This is a genomic window from Rhizobium lusitanum, assembly GCF_014189535.1.
In the GTDB taxonomy this organism is placed as follows: domain Bacteria; phylum Pseudomonadota; class Alphaproteobacteria; order Rhizobiales; family Rhizobiaceae; genus Rhizobium; species Rhizobium lusitanum_C.
Window position 1 is genome coordinate 3,056,223 of record NZ_CP050308.1, and the last position, 13,477, is coordinate 3,069,699.

Consider the following 13,477-nt stretch of genomic DNA (forward strand, 5'->3'; position numbering starts at 1 on the left):
GGAGAAGACGGAATGAACATGATGACGGAAGCCGCAGGCGAGAAGGCATTGGCCAGGAAGATGACGACGATCCCCTACAAGATGATCGGTCACGATGTCTCGGTCTATTATGGTGACAAGCGCGCGCTGTTCGGTGTGGACCTGAACATCCGCGTCAATACGGTCACCGCGCTGATCGGCCCGTCCGGCTGCGGCAAGTCCACCTTCCTGCGCTGCTTGAACCGCATGAATGACACGATCGACACCTGCCGCGTCACCGGCAAGATCACGCTCGACGATCAGGATGTCTATGACAGCGCCATCGACGTCGTGGAGCTGCGCGCCCGCGTCGGCATGGTGTTCCAGAAGCCCAATCCCTTCCCGAAGTCGATCTACGAGAACGTCGCTTATGGCCCGCGCATTCACGGGCTTCACCGCTCCAAGGCCGATCTCGATCATATCGTCGAAACCAGCCTGCAGAAGGCCGGTCTCTGGGGCGAGGTGAAGGATCGGCTGCAGGAAGCCGGAACCAGTCTGTCCGGCGGCCAGCAACAGCGCCTCTGCATCGCTCGTGCCGTCGCCGTCAGCCCGGAAGTCATTCTCATGGACGAGCCGTGCTCGGCGCTCGATCCCATCGCCACGGCCAAGGTCGAGGAACTGATTCACGAGCTGCGGGAAAACTTCACGATCGTCATCGTGACGCATTCCATGCAGCAGGCAGCCCGTGTCTCGCAACGCACCGCAATGTTTCACCTCGGCCATTTGGTCGAGGAGAACGATACCGATAAGATGTTCACTAATCCCGACGATTTCCGCACGCAGGATTACATCATGGGCCGTTTTGGTTGATGATGTCCCGCGCGCGGCTACCATCACAAGTTTCACCCTGAGGATAGAAAAATGGTCTCTACTCACATTCTCTCTGCCTACGACGAAGACCTGAAGTTCCTGACGCGCCGCATTGCCGAAATGGGCGGCCTGGCGGAGCAGATGGTCAGCGACAGCGTCCGCGCGCTGGTGCACGGCGATGTTGCTCTTGCGCAAAAGGTCATCTCCGACGACGTCGTCCTCGACCATGCCGAACGCGAAGTCGGCGACAAGGCAATCGTCACCATTGCTCGCCGGCAGCCGATGGCCGCCGACCTGCGCGAAATCATGGGCTCCATTCGCATCGCCGCCGATCTGGAGCGCGTTGGCGACCTCGGCAAGAACACCGCCAAGCGCGTCATCGCCGTGCAGGGCACCGGCGTTCCGCGCAGCCTGGCGCGGGGTATTGAGCATCTTTCCGAACTGGCGCTCAGCCAGCTCAAGGAAGTACTCGACGTCTACACGACCCGTTCGCCAGACAAGGCCGTGTCGATCCGTGAGCGCGACGAGGAAATCGACGCGATGTACACCTCGCTCTTCCGCGAGATGCTGACCTACATGATGGAAGATCCGCGCAACATCACCACCTGCACGCATCTTCTCTTCTGCGCCAAGAACATCGAGCGCATCGGCGACCATGCCACCAACATCGCCGAGACGATCTATTACATGGCGACCGGCAGCCAGCCCGAGGGCGAGCGCCCGAAAGACGATACCGCCAACACCGTCGGTGCGCTGACGGAATAACGAAGACGCCAAGAAAGGAGACCAGAGACACATGGTTCCGAGAGTTGCTGTTGTAGAAGACGAAGAAGCGCTCAGCGTTCTGCTGCGCTACAATCTGGAGGCCGAAGGCTTCGAGGTCGATACCATTCTGAGAGGAGACGAAGCCGAACTTCGCCTCCAGGAGCGCATCCCCGATCTTCTGATCCTTGACTGGATGCTCCCCGGCGTGTCGGGTATCGAGCTCTGCCGCCGGCTGCGCATGCGGCCGGAAACGGAGCGCCTGCCGATCATCATGCTCACCGCCCGCGGCGAGGAAAGCGAGCGCGTACGCGGCCTTTCCACCGGCGCCGACGATTATGTCGTCAAGCCGTTCTCGACGCCGGAGCTGATGGCTCGCGTCAAGGCGATGCTGCGCCGTGCCCGTCCGGAGGTCCTCTCCACGGTTCTGCGCTGTGGCGATATCGAACTGGACCGCGAGACCCATCGCGTCCACCGCAAGAGCCGCGAAGTGCGGTTGGGGCCGACGGAATTCCGCCTGCTGGAATTCCTGATGGCTTCGCCGAGCCGCGTCTTCTCGCGGTCGCAACTCCTCGACGGTGTCTGGGGACATGACATCTATGTCGACGAACGCACTGTCGACGTCCATGTCGGACGCCTGCGCAAGGCGCTGAACTTCTCCAATATGCAGGATGTCATCCGCACCGTTCGCGGCGCGGGTTATTCCATGGAAGCCTGAGCGGGAAACCGGTCAGCCATCCAACATAGCGGCGGAAACAGAAAACGGGCCTTTCGGCCCGTTTCTTTCATTCAGCTATAAGGCATCTCAGCCGCGCGGTTGAGCCGCAGGCCGGCGCCGTTCATGCACCGGCTGGTAGGCCAGGCGCTGATGGTAGCCGCAATAGGGCGATGCATCCGGGCTATCATTGCCGCAGAAGTGGAAATCATCCTTCAGCGGATCGCCGACCGGCCACTTGCAGGTGCGTTCGGTAAGTTCCGTTAGACCGAGGCGGCGCGAGATCGGAACGACCACATTGGAGGCCGGACGATATTCGATCTCGTTGACCGTATCGATCTCGACTTCTTCCTTGAGCATCGTTGCGCCCTGCTGACGGGTAACCGTGCGGGTTGCAACGCGCGAGGCGTAGTTCGGTGCGCGCGGCGCCGAAGTGTTGCGCTTCTGTGCCCGGGCCGCAGTTGCCGTGCCGCCTGCCTTCGCTCGGCCCGGCAGGCTCAAGCGATGTACCTTGCCGATGACGGCGTTACGGCTGACACCACCGAGCTGTGCCGCGATCTGGCTCGCGCTCAAACCCTCGGACCACAGCTTCTTCAGCTTCTCGACGCGTTCGTCTGTCCAATTCATGCCCTGTCTCCGCTGTCGCGTTTCCGATGGCAGAATCCTTCACCATTGCCTCAGATGGGATCGAGGCACGAAACGCTTAAAAAATTGTGGTGACTAGTTCCGCCGCATGCAGTCTAGTAATTGAGATTTAACCTAGTGTGAGGCTGACTCCGTGACAAGAGTCGCATGATTCCTGGGGAATCGATTTCGGGGTTTTCCCCAACTTGCTTGTGCAAGCGTGGCATTTTTGCAATATTAGCAACTAGAGACATACCTCTCGCCGAGGGGCGCTCTGCTGCGTCCGCGAAATTGCCTGTTTTGTTGACATCGCGGTGCAAAACATCAATAGTACCCACGCCGCCGCAAGGCGGCATTTTTGATTTTTCCGGGCCCGTTTCACTTGAAGGAAACGATTGGCCCTAAAGGTTGTGATCGAGGAGACATGCGCCATGGCTGAAACCGCGCCGCTTTATGACACCTATATGCGCGCCCCGCTGCGGTTTGAGCGAGGAGAGGGTGTATGGCTGTTCACGGAGACCGGCGAGCGCTATCTCGATTTCGCCGCCGGCGTCGCGGTGAATTCGCTTGGCCATGCGCATCCCCATCTGGTTGCGGAGTTGAAGGCGCAGGCCGACAAGGTCTGGCATCTGTCGAACCTCTATGAGGTGCCAGGCCAGGAGAAGCTGTCGAAGCGCCTGACGGAAGCCACCTTCGCCGACAAGGTGTTCTTCACCAATTCCGGTGCCGAGGCGCTGGAATGCGCAATCAAGACGGCGCGGCGTTACCAGTTCTCCAAGGGTCATCCCGAGAAATTCCATATCATCACATTCGAAGGTGCGTTCCATGGCCGCACGATCGCGACGATCGCCGCGGGCGGCCAGGAGAAGTATCTCGAAGGCTTCGGCCCCAAGGCGCCGGGCTTTGACCAGGTGCCCTTCGGCGATCTTGACGCCGTGCGCGCTGTCATCACCGATGCGACGGCCGCCATCCTCATCGAGCCCGTGCAGGGCGAGGGCGGCATTCGCCCGGCGACCAATGAATTCATGCGCGGCCTGCGCCAGCTCTGCGATGAGCATGGCCTGCTTCTGATCCTTGACGAAGTCCAGTGCGGCGTTGGCCGTACCGGCAAGCTCTTTGCCCATGAGTGGGCTGGCATTACGCCTGACATCATGGCCGTGGCCAAGGGCATCGGCGGCGGCTTTCCGCTCGGCGCGTGCCTGGCAACCGCCGAAGCGGCATCGGGTATGAAGGCTGGCACACACGGCTCGACCTATGGCGGCAATCCGCTCGCCATGGCAGTCGGCAATGCCGTGCTCGATATCGTGCTGGCAGACGGCTTCCTCGAACATGTGCGCGACATCACCCTGGTGTTCCGTCAGGGCCTCGCCTCGCTTCAGGATCGTTTCCCCGATATCATTGAGGATATCCGTGGTGAGGGCCTGATGATGGGTATCAAGGCCGCCATTCCGCAGGCGGAGCTGCTGCAGGCGATCCGCGCGGAGCATATGCTGGGCGTGCCGGCTGGCGATAACGTTATCCGTTTGCTGCCGCCACTGGTGGTGACCGCAGAGGAAGCGCGCGAAGGCATTGCCCGCATCGAACGCGCTGCAGAATCCGTGCGCGCTGCTCGCGTCAAAAAGTCGGCTTAAATCCAGCGCCCGTTGATTGGGGCGGATTACTGCGCCGCACGTCCATACGGACGCGCAAAGGACGCAGTAACACTTAGAATGGCGCATAAGCCTTTCCTTAAATCGGTTCCGATTTAAGGGGTTATGCGCGCCCCACGCGGGCGTTGTTGTTTTTTAGAGTACAGGTAGGACCATGGCTTCTCCGAAACACTTTCTCGATCTCTCGGCCGTTGCGGCTGCCGATCTACGCAGCATCATCGATGATGCCATCGTGCGAAAGCGGGCGCTGAAGGCCGGTACGGCCGACAAGCCGCTTGCCGGCAAGATGCTGGCAATGATCTTCGAGAAGCCCTCCACCCGAACCCGCGTCTCCTTTGACGTCGGCATGCGCCAGCTCGGTGGCGAGACGCTGTTCCTGTCGGGCACCGAGATGCAGCTCGGCCGCGCCGAGACGATCGGTGATACGGCGAAAGTACTGTCGCGCTATGTCGATGCGATCATGATCCGCACGACCGAGCACTCGCGCTTGCTGGAGCTTGCCGAACACGCGACCGTGCCGGTCATCAACGCGCTGACCGACGACACGCATCCCTGCCAGATCATGGCCGACATCATGACCTTCGAGGAGCATCGCGGCCCGATCAAGGGCAAGACCGTTGCCTGGACCGGCGACGGCAACAATGTGCTGCATTCGCTGATCGAGGGGGCTGCACGCTTCGACTATCGCATGAACATGGCCGTACCCCTTGGTTCCGAGCCAAAGGATCACTATTTGAACTGGGCCCGCAACCAGGGCGCTGAAATCATGCTCTCGCATGACGTCGACCGTGCGGTCGCTGGCGTCGATTGCGTGGTAACCGATACCTGGGTTTCCATGAATCAGGAACACCGGGCCCGTGGTCACAACGTCTTCCAGCCCTATCAGGTCAACGCGGCTTTGATGGCACAGGCCGGCAAGGACGCCTTGTTCATGCATTGCCTGCCCGCCCATCGCGGGGAGGAAGTGACGGACGAAGTGATCGATGGTCCGCAATCCGTTGTTTTCGATGAGGCGGAAAACCGCCTTCATGCGCAAAAGTCGATTCTTGCTTGGTGCCTGGGCGCGATCTGAGGATATAGAACCGCGAGTTTGATGCCGCGGGCGCAGTAGGAGTAGAGCAATGGCGGAAAGTGCAGCCTCGCTGGGTCAATTCGATTTTGCCGGCGACGATCATGTTGTTCCCTTCCAGGTGGAAGGTCTTGATGTGCGTGGCCGCGCCGTGCAGCTCGGACCGCTGCTGGACGCAATTCTTGCCCGGCACGATTATCCGGCGCCCGTTGCCCGGCTGTTGGCCGAGGCCGTTGCACTGACCGTATTGCTCGGCACCTCGCTGAAGTTCGAAGGCAAGTTCACCGTGCAGACGAAGGGCGACGGACCGGTCGATCTTCTGGTCGCCGATTTCGCAACGCCTGAAAATATCCGCGCCTATGCCCGCTTCGATGAAGAGGCGCTGGCAAAGGCCGTGGCTGCCGGCGAAACCGAACCGGAACAGTTGCTCGGCAAGGGAGTGCTCGCCTTCATCATCGATCAGGGTCGCTACAGCCAGCCCTATCAGGGGATCGTGGCGCTTGACGGCGCCTCGCTCGAGGAGATCGCCGGGACCTACTTCCGCCAGTCGGAGCAGATCCCCACCCGCGTTCGCCTTGGCGCTGCTGAACTGTTCGACCGCGACGAGGCCGGCAAGCCGCGCCATCGCTGGCGGGCGGGCGGCCTTATCGCGCAGTTCCTGCCCGAAGCGCCGGAGCGCATGCGCCAGCCGGATCTTCACGGTGGCGACGGCGACATCAACCCGCGCTATCACGTCGAGGACGATGCCTGGGACGAAGCCCGGACATTGGTCGAAACCATCGATGCCGATGAACTGACCGACCCGCAGGTCGGCACGGAACGTCTGCTGTTCCGTCTCTTCCACGAGCGCGGCGTGCGTGTCTATGAACCGAAGGCAGTCTTCGACCGTTGCACCTGTTCGCGCGACAAGCTGAAGGGCGTGTTGCAGGGCTTTTCCGCCGAGGAAATCGAGGTGAGCCAGGAGAATGGCGAAATCGCCGTTACCTGCGAATTCTGCTCGACCACCTATCGCTTCGACGTCTCAGAGGTAGGGCAAGCCTGATCGGGCTTAGTTCAGCGTCCGCAGCAGATTGGGCGTATCCAGAGAAAAGGCGGGGATCTTGACGTGAAAGAGCTCCCCGTCGTCCGTTTCCATCTGGTAATGGCCGAACATCATGCCCGATGGCGTATCGAGCGGGCAGCCTGACGAGTATTCGTAGGTATCGCCGGGGCCAAGCCGGGGCTGCTCGCCGACGACGCCAGGCCCGGTCACCTCATCCACCAGCCCGTTCTGATCGGTGATGTGCCAATAGCGTGTCACCAGCCGGACATTGAGGGCGGAATGGTTGGAAATGACGATGCGATAACCCCAGACATAGCGGTCGTCATCCGGATCGGATTGCTCCTCCAGATAAAACGGTTCGACGACGACTTCGATATCCCGTGTTAGAGCGCGATACATGCCTGACACCTTGGTCATTACTCCGAAACGTCGTGCGTTCCAATAAACGCACATCGGACGCTCCAGCATTTTAAGTCTAGGGCATCTGCTCCGCTATCCATCATCCCACGAAAGCGGGACATCTAGCGGTATCCTATACACAACCTGTCCCGTCAAGGAACGGATCGGTCAAAACCCCTACAACGGGTAAATCATACGGCTTTTCAGGGACTAAGGCTAGTTCCAAGGCCAATCGGCCTTAGCCGAAGCCGTCAGGCACGCCTGCTGGCAGGGCGTGCCGGCCCGTCCGAACGAGATCCGGGCGGGCCGGGATGGAAAACTCAGGCTGAAACCTGCTCCAGCGCGCGGGCGAAATCCTCGACCAGATCGTCGCCATCCTCGATGCCGGCGGAGAAGCGCACGGTGCCCGGCGAGATGCCGAGTTCTGCGCGGGCCTCGTCGCTGAGGTTCTTGTGCGTGGTGGTGGCCGGATGCGTGATGAGGCTCTTGCTATCGCCGAGATTGTTGGAGATCCTGACAATCTCCAGCGCGTTCTGCAGCTTGAAGGCTGCTTCCTTGCCGCCCTTCAGCTCGAAGGCCACCAGCGTCGAGCCGCCGGTCATCTGCTTGGCGATGATATCGGCCTGCGGGTGATCCTTGCGGCCGGGATAGATCACCTTGGCAACCTTGCCCTGATCGGCGAGGAAATCGGCGATCTTGGCGGCATTTGCAGTCTGTTGTGCGACCCGCAGCGGCAGCGTCTCGATGCCCTTCAGCAGCGTCCAGGCGGTAAACGGCGACATGGCCGGACCGGTATGGCGGAAATAATCCTGCAAGTTCTCGTCGATCCACTGCTTGTCGGAGAGGATGACGCCGCCGAGCGAGCGGCCCTGGCCGTCGATATGCTTGGTGGCGGAGTAGACGACGATATGGGCGCCGAGTTCCAGCGGCTTCTGGAATAGCGGCGTCGCGAAGACGTTGTCGACCACAACCTTGGCGCCGATCTGGTTGGCGAGCTTGGCAACAGCGGCAATATCCACCACTTCCAGTGTCGGGTTGGTCGGGCTTTCCAGGAAGAACACCTTGGTTGTGGGACGGATTGCCTTTTCCCAGTTCTCGATGAAGCGGCCGTCGACCAGCGTGCACTCGATGCCGTATTTCGGTGCCAGCGTCTCGACGACCCAGCGGCAGGAGCCGAACAGGGCGCGGGCAGCGACGATGTGATCGCCGGCCTTCAGCTGGCAGAGAATGGCGGCGGTAACGGCGGCCATGCCGGAGGCGGTGGCGCGAGCATCTTCCGCGCCTTCCAGCGCACACATGCGCTTTTCGAACATGTCATTGGTGGGGCTGCCGTAGCGGGCATAGATGAAACCGTCTGTCTCGCCCTTGAAGCGCGCCTCGGCGGCTTCCGATGTGTCGTAGACAAAGCCCTGGGTCAGATAGATCGCTTCGGATGTTTCGCCGAATTGCGAGCGGAGCGTTCCGCTGTGAACGAGTTGGGTTGCTGGGCGCCAAGTCTTGCTCATGCCATCACCACTTTCAAAACAAAAAAACCGGCCGCAATTGCAGACCGGTTTTCAACCCGGTCTTTTTAGCCACTTATTTAACGTGGCTGCAAGCCGACCGGCCAAATCACCACGGGATAAGTTGCAATACTGCTGTTGACCGCTTGCGTCAATTCCCTGAGTTTGGTTTTGTCCCTCGCAAATTATGGATGAGGCATGATGGCTCGCAATACTGGAATTTTAGCCGATCGCGCCATTGCCGCGCTTTACGAGGCGGGACGGCTGACGAGCGAACGGGAGCTGGACGTCGATCAGATCCAGCCGGCGAGCCTTGATCTGCGGCTCGGCGGGCATGCTTTCCGCGTCCGCGCCAGCTTTATGCCCGGCCCATCGCATCTCGTCGCCGACAAGCTCGACCGGCTGAAGCTCCACGTCATCGATCTTTCCGAAGGCGCTGTCCTGGAAACCGGTTGCGTCTACATCGTGCCCTTGATGGAACGCCTCGACCTGCCGGCCGACATGTCGGCATCGGCCAATCCGAAAAGCTCGACCGGCCGCCTCGACATCTTCACCCGCGTCATCACAGACCGGGCGCAGGAGTTCGACAAGATCCCGGCTGGTTATTCCGGCCCGCTCTATCTGGAGATCAGCCCGCGTACCTTCCCGATCGTCGTGCGTCGCGGCTCGCGCCTGTCGCAGATCCGTTTCCGGGTCGGCAAGGCGCTGCTGAGCGAAGCCGAACTGATAGCGCTGCACGAGAGCGAAACGCTGGTTGCCAGCAAGCTGCCGAACGTTACCGGTGGCGGCATCGCGCTGTCGATCGATCTTGCCGGCGACAAGGAAGGCCTGATCGGCTATCGCGGCAAGCACCACACCGCCGTCGTTGATGTCGACAAGAAGGCGCAGCACGATATCTTCGATTTCTGGGAGCCGCTCTATAGCCGTGGCCGCACCGAACTGATCCTCGATCCGGACGAGTTCTATATCCTCGTTTCGCGCGAGGCCGTGCATGTGCCGCCGCATTATGCCGCCGAGATGACGCCCTTCGACCCCCTGGTCGGCGAGTTCCGCGTCCATTATGCCGGCTTCTTCGATCCGGGCTTCGGCCATGCGCCCGCCGGCGGCCGTGGCAGCCGCGCCGTGCTGGAAGTGCGCAGCCACGAAGTCCCCTTCATCCTGGAAGACGGCCAGGTCGTCGGCCGTCTGGTCTATGAACATATGCTGGAGCAGCCCGAAAGCCTCTACGGCTCCGGCCTCGGCTCGAACTATCAGGCACAGGGCCTGAAGCTGTCGAAGCATTTCCGGCTGTGATCACTCAGTTGCCGGCCTTGACAGAGGCCGGCAACTGTTGGACATCTCCGGATATCAGGCGGGTGTAGCTCAATGGTAGAGCAGCAGCTTCCCAAGCTGAATACGAGGGTTCGATTCCCTTCACCCGCTCCAAGTTCACGACAGACGCGGAATTTCCGGCTTCAGACGCTTGGCGACTAGAGCCGACCGCGACGATCGAATGTCGCCACGATAAAACCTTTGTTTGTTCAGGTTGCTGACAGACAACCATGACAGAAGGTCGTCCCTAACCGGAACGGACCAGATGCTCAACTTTGCGTCATTCTACAGACTGAAGGCGATTTTTATGCGCGGCGTGCTGCGGATCTCCCGCCGCACGAAGGTCCCGCGCGGCACGACGATCATCTGGAAGGATGGCGGCGTTCGCATCGGCGCAAAGGCTTTTATCCGCAATGGCGTCGTCATCGACGCACAGCGCGGCAGCATCGAGATCGGCGATCATGCCTCGCTCAATGACTACGTCATTCTGCTGGGACGCGGTGGGATTACCATCGGCAACGACGTGCGGATTGCCGCCCACGCGATGGTCGTGTCGTTCGATCACAATTTCGATGATCCGACACAGCTCATCCGCATGCAGGGTGTGACCAAGAAGCCCGTTATCATCGAGGACGATGTCTGGATCGGCGCCGGAGCGAAGATTCTCGGCGGCTCGCACATCACCAGGGGCTGTGTCATCGGCGCGAATGCCGTCGTCAAGGGAAAGACCGTGCCCTATGGCATCTATGTCGGCGCCCCCGCGAAATTGATCAGGCGGCGAGGGGAAAAAGGCAAGGCCACGCCCGCAAAACTCGAATTGCTTCCGCCCCTCAAACGGATCGCGGATCGCTAGGCAAAACTGCCTTTGCGGCCGATGATTTTGCCCTGTCCTATCGGAAGTTTCCGGTTCGTGGCACGGCGCGATATTCCCCCTGCGGGATGACTCTGCTAAACCGGCCTTCAAATCGGAAAGCTGGACACCCGACCCGGAGGCTTAGTCATCGTCATGCGCGTTTGCCTTTCGTCGTTGATATCCTTGGCAAGATCCGTGGCAGGCGCAGTGCTGATGGCTGCCTCCTGCGCCATACCCGTCGCTGCGCAGCAGGCGCCGTCGACCAATTTGCCGGTTCTCTTCGATGCGCGCGAACGGCTGCCTAAACCGGATCTTTCCACGCTGGTCAGACTGCGCTTCCTGACCTCCGTTGACTTCCCGCCCTTCAATTTTGCCGATCAGAACGGCAAGCTCTCGGGCTTTCATGTCGATCTCGCCCGCGAGATCTGCGACGAACTCGGCATATCGGACAAATGCCAGATCCAGGCGCTGCCCTTCGAGGAGCTCCAGGGCGCGCTTTCGGCGTCGCAGGGGGATGCCGTGATTGCCGGTGTCGCGGTCACGCCGGAGCTTCGCAAGAGTTTTGCCTTCTCGCGCCCCTTCCTGATGCTGCCCGCCCGGTTTGTCCGCAATCTCAAGGCGCCGATCGACGGCCGGACGGCGGCAGCCCTTGCCGGCCATTCGGTCGGCGTGGTCAAGGGCACGACGCATGAAGCGATGCTCTCAGCCTTCTTTCCGGCGATCAAGCCGGTGCCCTTCGACGACAAGGACGCGCTTCTGGCTGCGATCAAGGATGGCAAGGTTGAAGCCGGCTTTGCCGATGGATTGCAACTCTCCTTCTGGGTGTCGTCGCCATCAGCCGAAAAATGCTGTGCTTTGTTCGACGGTCCCTATCTCTCTCAGCAGTTTCTTGGCGAGGGCATGACTATCATGCTGCGCGAAGAGGACGCCGATCTGACGGCGGCGATCAACCATGCCCTGGCGACCCTATCGCGCAATGGCCGGCTGCAGGAAATCTACCTGCGTTACTTCCCCTACGGGCTCTACTGACCGAGCCTTTCAGCCCTTGCGGTAGCGGGCAATGGCGCTGCGCTCAATGGCGGCGCAGGTAAGCTTGCCGAGATCGAGGCGGTCGCGCAGCAGGCTCAGCAGGCGCAGTTCCTCGGCCTTGACCGACAAGTCGGCGGAAGCGACTTCGACAGCAAGCGCGTAAGCGGTGTCGTAGAGCCGTGGCGGCAGGGTGTCGCGCACGGTTTCCAGGACGATGTCGAGCCCTTCTGTGCCGGCCAGAAGCCTGGCGCAGTCGCGCGAAACATCGATCAGTTTTTCGTCATCGAAGCCCTTGAAGACCGGCAGCGCATGGATGAGCTCACCGATCCGAGTCATCTCCCGGTCGTTCATCGTTCGGTCGACGGCGGATGCCATGACCATGACGTAGATCAGGGCCTCTTGGGCGGAAAGCGGCTTATTCATAACGAAACAAAATCCTTTGAAACTGGCGGCAGACTAGAAAATCATGTCTCTCATGACAAGAGCCGGTGGCGGAAGCGTGGCGTCAGATCGGATTAAGCGGATCTTCTTTGGCTGGAGCTGGCGCGAGCGTCGATTTCCGGCCCTTGCGCGGGTCGTCGCCATAGATGCCGCGCTTCTGCTGCTTTGCCTGTTCCGCAACCGCCTCCAGCGGCGATCCGGCCTCCGGCTCCGCCCAGCCGAAACGAACGAGCCACTCGCTGAGGTCGATGCGAACATAGCGGCAGTGTCCCGTCACCGTGCCTTGCCAGGTTGCGCTCGGCAGGTCGCAATCGATGATACGGCCGCGCAGATACATGCGGAAAGCCGTGCGCGCCGCTGTCCCGCAGGGCCAGCTCTTGCCATTAGACCCGGCGCACATCCGGCCGACATCGGTTGGAATGATGCCGGAAAGCTGCACGCTCCTGTTGCCGACGGTCAGCATGCCGGCGCGGTCGGAAGACGGGCGTGTCAACTCCACGGGCTCCGTCCCTCCGGCTTGCTTCTGGGCATCGCCTGGCGTCTGGCTGTCGCCGGGCGACGCCTGCTGTGAGGACGTCGTCATGGGCACGGTCCGGCGGGCTGCTGCCGCCGCTGCCCTGTCGGCCTGGTCGGCAGGGGGCGGGGGCGGCAATGCTTGCTCTGCCTTCGTCTGGTCTGCAGGGGCTTGTGTCGAGGGGGATTGCTCCGGCTCAGCTTTCTCTGCCCCAGGGGCCTCGGTCTTTATCGTGTCGTCGCCAGTCGCATCTTTCGGAACTGGCTGAACGTCAGGCGTCTTTGCCGGCGGCGCTTCGGATTGCGTCAGATCGGTCGGCGGCGTGCCCTGCGGCTCTGGTGCTGGCTTGGTCGATGACGACTTGTCCTGATCGGCCGGCGTCACCGCAGGCGCAGATATCGAGGTTGCGGCGAGCGGCTCGCTCGGGGCCGTTGTCTGTGACGAGGTGCTATCCGCCGCAACAGTCGCTGCGGGAACGACGGTGCCAGCCGTTATGGGCAACATCTTTTTTGGAGCCGTATCGGTAAGTGTCTGCGCCGGTGTGACATCGGCTTGCGCTATCTCGACCGGCGCAGGTGTTAGCGCAGGCGCAGCGGCCGGGCGGGTTTCCGCCTCGACCTTGCTTGCTGCGAGACCCGGCAGGTGAAAACCGTGCTCGTTCACCTGCACAACAACCAGGGTCAGCCATGAACCGACCACGGCACCTGCCGCACCTGCAAGCCAAATATCACGACGCATA

The 13,477-nt window shown here is 61.1% G+C and carries 14 protein-coding genes, 1 tRNA gene and 1 riboswitch; of the genes, 10 read left to right on the forward strand and 5 right to left on the reverse strand.

What is annotated here, in order from left to right; translation table 11 throughout:
- Positions 1–12 precede the first annotated feature (12 nt).
- The 3 genes from pstB to phoB are packed head-to-tail and all read left to right on the forward strand — an operon-like array spanning position 13 to position 2,308.
- Positions 13–828, forward strand: a complete 816-nt coding sequence (gene pstB / locus HB780_RS28465) for a phosphate ABC transporter ATP-binding protein PstB (protein WP_183691196.1) — start codon at positions 13–15, stop codon at positions 826–828.
- A gap of 51 nt (positions 829–879) precedes the next feature.
- Complete coding sequence (gene phoU, locus HB780_RS28470) at positions 880–1,593, forward strand: phosphate signaling complex protein PhoU (RefSeq protein WP_183691198.1); 714 nt, start codon at positions 880–882, stop codon at positions 1,591–1,593.
- 31 nt (positions 1,594–1,624) lie between these two features.
- A complete protein-coding gene (gene phoB, locus HB780_RS28475) occupies positions 1,625–2,308 on the forward strand; it encodes a phosphate regulon transcriptional regulator PhoB (RefSeq protein ID WP_007695571.1) in 684 nt (227 codons plus the stop codon).
- Positions 2,309–2,395: 87 nt separating this feature from the next.
- Here the strand turns inward: phoB and HB780_RS28480 are convergent, their stop codons facing one another.
- A complete protein-coding gene (locus HB780_RS28480; RefSeq protein ID WP_183691200.1) occupies positions 2,396–2,932 on the reverse strand; it encodes a GcrA family cell cycle regulator in 537 nt (178 codons plus the stop codon).
- A gap of 428 nt (positions 2,933–3,360) precedes the next feature.
- Here HB780_RS28480 and HB780_RS28485 point away from each other — a divergent pair, with 428 nt between their 5' ends.
- From HB780_RS28485 to HB780_RS28495, 3 genes are all read left to right on the forward strand, one after another.
- Complete coding sequence (locus tag HB780_RS28485) at positions 3,361–4,560, forward strand: aspartate aminotransferase family protein (RefSeq protein ID WP_183691202.1); 1,200 nt, start codon at positions 3,361–3,363, stop codon at positions 4,558–4,560.
- 172 nt (positions 4,561–4,732) lie between these two features.
- Positions 4,733–5,650: an ornithine carbamoyltransferase gene (argF, locus tag HB780_RS28490; RefSeq protein ID WP_183691204.1), complete on the forward strand. Its 918-nt coding sequence runs from the start codon at positions 4,733–4,735 to the stop codon at positions 5,648–5,650.
- A gap of 49 nt (positions 5,651–5,699) precedes the next feature.
- The gene (locus tag HB780_RS28495) at positions 5,700–6,689 is read left to right on the forward strand and encodes an Hsp33 family molecular chaperone (protein ID WP_183691206.1); all 990 of its coding nucleotides are present in this window, start codon (positions 5,700–5,702) and stop codon (positions 6,687–6,689) included.
- 6 nt (positions 6,690–6,695) lie between these two features.
- Here the strand turns inward: HB780_RS28495 and apaG are convergent, their stop codons facing one another.
- Positions 6,696–7,088, reverse strand: a complete 393-nt coding sequence (apaG, locus tag HB780_RS28500; RefSeq protein WP_183691208.1) for a Co2+/Mg2+ efflux protein ApaG — start codon at positions 7,086–7,088, stop codon at positions 6,696–6,698.
- A gap of 320 nt (positions 7,089–7,408) precedes the next feature.
- Positions 7,409–8,593 (reverse strand): O-succinylhomoserine sulfhydrylase, encoded by a 1,185-nt coding sequence (locus HB780_RS28505; RefSeq protein WP_183691210.1) that lies wholly within the window; start codon positions 8,591–8,593, stop codon positions 7,409–7,411.
- Between the two features lie 44 nt (positions 8,594–8,637).
- Positions 8,638–8,716, reverse strand: a riboswitch (SAM riboswitch).
- Positions 8,717–8,788: 72 nt separating this feature from the next.
- Here HB780_RS28505 and HB780_RS28510 point away from each other — a divergent pair.
- From HB780_RS28510 to HB780_RS28525, 4 genes are all read left to right on the forward strand, one after another.
- On the forward strand, positions 8,789–9,883 hold the full coding sequence (locus tag HB780_RS28510; RefSeq protein WP_183691211.1) for a 2'-deoxycytidine 5'-triphosphate deaminase: 1,095 nt from the start codon (positions 8,789–8,791) through the stop codon (positions 9,881–9,883).
- 58 nt (positions 9,884–9,941) lie between these two features.
- Positions 9,942–10,015, forward strand: a tRNA-Gly gene (locus HB780_RS28515).
- A gap of 151 nt (positions 10,016–10,166) precedes the next feature.
- Complete coding sequence (locus tag HB780_RS28520; protein WP_183691213.1) at positions 10,167–10,754, forward strand: acyltransferase; 588 nt, start codon at positions 10,167–10,169, stop codon at positions 10,752–10,754.
- A gap of 213 nt (positions 10,755–10,967) precedes the next feature.
- Positions 10,968–11,783, forward strand: coding sequence for a transporter substrate-binding domain-containing protein (locus tag HB780_RS28525; protein WP_286203195.1), 816 nt, complete (start codon positions 10,968–10,970; stop codon positions 11,781–11,783).
- Positions 11,784–11,792: 9 nt separating this feature from the next.
- Here HB780_RS28525 and HB780_RS28530 read toward each other — a convergent pair whose 3' ends face one another.
- Both HB780_RS28530 and HB780_RS28535 read right to left on the reverse strand, forming a co-directional pair.
- Positions 11,793–12,206: a tellurite resistance TerB family protein gene (locus HB780_RS28530; protein WP_183691217.1), complete on the reverse strand. Its 414-nt coding sequence runs from the start codon at positions 12,204–12,206 to the stop codon at positions 11,793–11,795.
- Between the two features lie 82 nt (positions 12,207–12,288).
- Complete coding sequence (locus HB780_RS28535; RefSeq protein ID WP_183691219.1) at positions 12,289–13,476, reverse strand: thermonuclease family protein; 1,188 nt, start codon at positions 13,474–13,476, stop codon at positions 12,289–12,291.
- Position 13,477: the final 1 nt, after the last annotated feature.

Excerpts from the sequence above, each read along its gene's own strand:
- pstB (WP_183691196.1), top strand. The coding sequence starts at position 13 with ATGAACATGATGACGGAAGCCGCAGGCGAGAAGGCATTGGCCAGGAAG.
- phoU (WP_183691198.1), top strand. The coding sequence starts at position 880 with ATGGTCTCTACTCACATTCTCTCTGCCTACGACGAAGACCTGAAGTTC.
- phoB (WP_007695571.1), top strand. The coding sequence starts at position 1,625 with ATGGTTCCGAGAGTTGCTGTTGTAGAAGACGAAGAAGCGCTCAGCGTT.
- HB780_RS28480 (WP_183691200.1), bottom strand. The coding sequence starts at position 2,932 with ATGAATTGGACAGACGAACGCGTCGAGAAGCTGAAGAAGCTGTGGTCC.
- HB780_RS28485 (WP_183691202.1), top strand. The coding sequence starts at position 3,361 with ATGGCTGAAACCGCGCCGCTTTATGACACCTATATGCGCGCCCCGCTG.
- argF (WP_183691204.1), top strand. The coding sequence starts at position 4,733 with ATGGCTTCTCCGAAACACTTTCTCGATCTCTCGGCCGTTGCGGCTGCC.
- HB780_RS28495 (WP_183691206.1), top strand. The coding sequence starts at position 5,700 with ATGGCGGAAAGTGCAGCCTCGCTGGGTCAATTCGATTTTGCCGGCGAC.
- apaG (WP_183691208.1), bottom strand. The coding sequence starts at position 7,088 with ATGTATCGCGCTCTAACACGGGATATCGAAGTCGTCGTCGAACCGTTT.
- HB780_RS28505 (WP_183691210.1), bottom strand. The coding sequence starts at position 8,593 with ATGAGCAAGACTTGGCGCCCAGCAACCCAACTCGTTCACAGCGGAACG.
- HB780_RS28510 (WP_183691211.1), top strand. The coding sequence starts at position 8,789 with ATGATGGCTCGCAATACTGGAATTTTAGCCGATCGCGCCATTGCCGCG.
- HB780_RS28520 (WP_183691213.1), top strand. The coding sequence starts at position 10,167 with ATGCTCAACTTTGCGTCATTCTACAGACTGAAGGCGATTTTTATGCGC.
- HB780_RS28525 (WP_286203195.1), top strand. The coding sequence starts at position 10,968 with ATGGCTGCCTCCTGCGCCATACCCGTCGCTGCGCAGCAGGCGCCGTCG.
- HB780_RS28530 (WP_183691217.1), bottom strand. The coding sequence starts at position 12,206 with ATGAATAAGCCGCTTTCCGCCCAAGAGGCCCTGATCTACGTCATGGTC.
- HB780_RS28535 (WP_183691219.1), bottom strand. The coding sequence starts at position 13,476 with ATGCGTCGTGATATTTGGCTTGCAGGTGCGGCAGGTGCCGTGGTCGGT.